The sequence below is a fragment of the Kitasatospora sp. NPDC059827 genome (genome assembly GCF_042731675.1).
GTDB lineage: Bacteria > Actinomycetota > Actinomycetes > Streptomycetales > Streptomycetaceae > Kitasatospora.
This window is the reverse complement of record NZ_JBHWIV010000173.1, coordinates 1-3,617: the sequence shown is the minus strand read 5'-3', so window position 1 is coordinate 3,617 and position 3,617 is coordinate 1. Positions and strand designations below refer to the sequence as shown.

Genomic DNA, 3,617 nt, shown 5'->3' with positions numbered 1-3,617 from the left:
GGGGGGGGGGGGGGGGGCCCCCGGCCCCGGGGCCGGACGCCCCGCACCCCGGGCGCTACGGCCGCCCCATGAACGCGGGGTAGTACCCGCTGCTGATCCCGGAGATCCGGATCAGCGTCCCGGGCCGCGCGGCCTCCACGTACCGGTTGTTGCCCAGGTAGATCGCCACGTGCTGGATGCCCCGCGCGGTGCCGTCCGGCGACCAGAACAGCAGGTCACCGCGGCGCAGCTGGCTCGCCTTGATCGGCGTGGTGGCCTCGTACTGGTCGTTGGCCACCCGCGGCAGGTCGATGCCGCCGCGCCGGAAGGACTGCTGCACCAGGCCCGAGCAGTCGTACCCGTCCGGCCCGTTGCCGGCGGTCCGGAACGGCTTGCCCAGCTGGGCGAGCGCGTACTCCACCGCGGTCTCGACGTCGCCGTCCACGGCCACCTCGTGGGAGGACCCCGAGGAGCCGGAGGAGGACGAGGAACCGCCGGTCCGCTGCAGGTAGATGTCGTAGTGGGTGGTCCAGCGCCACTCCCCCTTGCTGTTCCTGAACCAGTACCGCGAACCGTCCCAGCCCTGCTTGATCCCGCCGCTCGAGGACTTGGCGGGCTTCGCGGAGGACGAGGACCCCGCCGAGGACTTGCCGCCGCTGGTCCGCGCCACGTACACGCTGTAGTGGGTGGTCCAGCGCCACTGCCCCTGGCTGTTCTTGAACCAGTACCGCGAGCCGTCCCACCCGGCGTGCGCCGGGGCCTTCTCGGCCGCGGCGGGCGTCACCCCGGTGCCGAGGCCGATGGTCCCCACGCCGACCGCGATCACGGCCGCCATGCCTATCCCCCGGCGGATCCGCGCGGCCCGCGAAGGACGGGCGGTGGCGGGGCGGGCGGCGGGGGCGTGCTGCCCGGTCGGTTCGTCGGCGGCATCCGGTGCGCCGGTGTTGACGGTGGTCATCCCTGCTGACTTCCTTCACTGCTGCGAACGCACTGCGGCGTACGGCCGCCGGAAGGGCGGCTGCGGAAACTGCTGCGGACACGCGGTACGCCCCGGCAGCGCCGGTCCGTACCCTCGGCAGTCCCCGGTCCGACATGCCGCGGCCCCCGGCCGTGCGACCGGGGGCCGCGGCATGTCTCCCGTGGATTCAGTTCTGCCTGCTCGTCACGTTAGGCACGCGTCCGCTCACCGCGCGCAGTGGAGTGCGCCAAAGGAAGGTTTCCCGGGCTCCGGGCCCGACGGCGCATCAGGGTGAACACCCGTCACCGCCGGGCGTGTCCCGACGCCCCCTCATCAGTGGCCTCGGTGCTCCGTCAGCAGCTGCTTCTTCAACACCTTTCCCAGTGCGTTCCTGGGCAGTTCGGGTACCAGCACGACCCGGCGCGGGCGCTTGTGCACCGAGAGCCGCTCCGCCACGAAGGCCGTCAGCTGTTCCCCCGTCACGGCGCCGTCCGGCACGACGTACGCGACGATCACCTGTCCGAGGTCCTCGTCCGGCGCGCCGACCACGGCCGCGTCGGCGACCGCCGGGTGGTCGCGCAGCGCGGCCTCCACCTCGCCCGCGCCGATCCGGTAGCCGCCGCTCTTGATCAGGTCGACCGAGGCCCGGCCGACGATCCGGTGGAAGCCGTCCGCCCCGATCACCGCGACGTCCCCGGTGCGGAACCAGCCGTCCGCCGTCCAGGCCTCGGCGTCCGCGTCCGGCCGGTTGAGGTAACCGCTGAACAGCGTGGGGCCGCTGACCTGCAGTTCGCCGACGCTCTCCCCGTCGTACGGCACCGGCCCGCCGTCCTCGCCGACCAGCCGGGTGCGCACCCCGTCCACCGGCAGCCCGACGCTGCCGGGGCGCCGCTCGCCGTCCGCCCGGGTGCTGACGGTGATCAGCGACTCGGTCATCCCGTAGCGCTCGATCGGGGCGTGCCCGGTGAGCGCCGCCAGCTTCTCGAAGACCGGTACGGGCAGCGGCGCGCTGCCGGAGACCAGCAGCCGGGCCGGGGCCAGCCGCCCGGCCGCCTCGGGGTCCGCCGCCAACCGGGACCACACGGTGGGCACGCCGAAGTACAGGCTGCCGCCCGCCTGCGCGTACCCCTCCGGGGTGGGCCGTCCGGTGTGCACCAGCCGGCTGCCGGTGCGCAGGGCGCCGAGCACGCCGAGCAGCAGCCCGTGCACGTGGAACAGCGGCAGCCCGTGCACCAGGGTGTCCTCGGCGGTCCACTGCCAGGCGGCGGCGAGGGCGTCCAGGTCGGCGGCGATCGCCGCCCGCCGGATCACCGCGCCCTTGGGCGCGCCGGTGGTGCCCGAGGTGTAGAGCACGAAACCGGTCGCGTCGGCGGCCGGTTCGGCGTAGGTGGTCGCCGAACGCTCGACGGGGTCGACGGGCAGGGCCGCCACCGGCCCGGCGTCGGGCGCGTCCTCCCCGACGGCGTGCGCCAGCAGCACGGCGCCCGAGTCCCGCAGGATGTGCTCGCGCTCCTTGGGGCCCGAGTCGGGCGGCAGCGGCACCACCGGGACGCCCGCCAGCAGCCCGCCGACCACGGCGGTGACCGTCTCCAGGGTGGGCCGGGCGAGCACCGCCAGCGCGGGGGCCCCGGCCACCCGGTCGGCCACCGCGGTCGCCGCGCCCAGCAGCTCCTCCCGGGAGAGCGTCCGGCCGTCGATCCGCAGCGCGTCCGCCGCGTCGCCGTGGTCGCCGTGAAGTGCCGTCAGCAGTGCCATGCTTCGGTCCTCGCCCTCGTCCTCGCCCTGTTCGCGCCGGAGGCTCCCGCGCCCGGGCGCCGTCGGGCCGACTCTACGGGCCGGCGTGGCACTCCCCGAGACCCGGGGCACGACGACGGAGGGCGTGGTACCGAGCACCCGGTACCACGCCCTCCGGTCCTGGGGACCCGTCCCGCGGGGATCAGCCCTTGCGGGTCCTCACCTCGGTGGTGAGCTGCGGCAGCACCTGGAACAGGTCGCCGACCACGCCGTAGTCGACCAGCTCGAAGATCGGGGCCTCGGGGTCCTTGTTGACAGCCACGATGGTCTTCGAGGTCTGCATACCGGCCCGGTGCTGGATGGCACCGGAGATGCCCGCCGCGATGTAGAGCTGCGGCGAGACCTGCTTGCCGGTCTGGCCGACCTGGTTGCTGTGCGGGTACCAGCCGGCGTCGACGGCGGCGCGCGAGGCACCGACGGCCGCGCCGAGCGCGTCCGCGAGCTCCTCGACCACGCCGAAGCCCTCGGCGGCACCGACGCCACGGCCGCCGGAGACCACGATGGCGGCCTCGGTCAGCTCGGGGCGGCCGGTGGAGACGCGCGGGGTGCGCGAGGTGACCTTGGCGGCGTTGCCGGTGAACTCCACCGACACGTTCTCCACCGCGCCGGCGGCCGCGACGGCCTCCGGGGCGACGGCGTTCGGCTTGACGGTGATGACCGGGGCGCCCTTGGTGACCGTGGACTTCACCTGGAAGGAAGCGGCGAACACCGACTGGGTGGCGACCGGACCACCGTCGCCGGCCTCCAGGTCGATGGCGTCGGTGATGATGCCGGAGCCGATCCGCAGCGCGACGCGGGCGGCGACCTCCTTGCCCTCGCCGGAGGACGTCACCAGGACGGCGGCCACGTCGTTGGCCTTGGCGATCTGGGCCAGGGCGTCCACCTT

At 74.6% G+C, this 3,617-nt stretch carries 3 protein-coding genes; all 3 read right to left on the bottom strand.

Going from position 1 to position 3,617, the window contains the following annotated elements; genetic code table 11:
• Positions 1–55: 55 nt before the first annotated feature.
• On the bottom strand, positions 56–937 hold the full coding sequence (locus ACFV8H_RS41285; protein ID WP_380409913.1) for a C40 family peptidase: 882 nt from the start codon (positions 935–937) through the stop codon (positions 56–58).
• A 333-nt stretch (positions 938–1,270) separates the two neighbouring features.
• Positions 1,271–2,692: an acyl-CoA synthetase gene (locus tag ACFV8H_RS41280; RefSeq protein ID WP_380409911.1), complete on the bottom strand. Its 1,422-nt coding sequence runs from the start codon at positions 2,690–2,692 to the stop codon at positions 1,271–1,273.
• A 181-nt stretch (positions 2,693–2,873) separates the two neighbouring features.
• A partial coding sequence (locus tag ACFV8H_RS41275; protein WP_380409909.1) for an electron transfer flavoprotein subunit alpha/FixB family protein occupies positions 2,874–3,617 on the bottom strand: 744 nt, incomplete at its 5' end.

Excerpts from the sequence above, each read along its gene's own strand:
- ACFV8H_RS41280 (WP_380409911.1), bottom strand. The coding sequence starts at position 2,692 with ATGGCACTGCTGACGGCACTTCACGGCGACCACGGCGACGCGGCGGAC.
- ACFV8H_RS41285 (WP_380409913.1), bottom strand. The coding sequence starts at position 937 with ATGACCACCGTCAACACCGGCGCACCGGATGCCGCCGACGAACCGACC.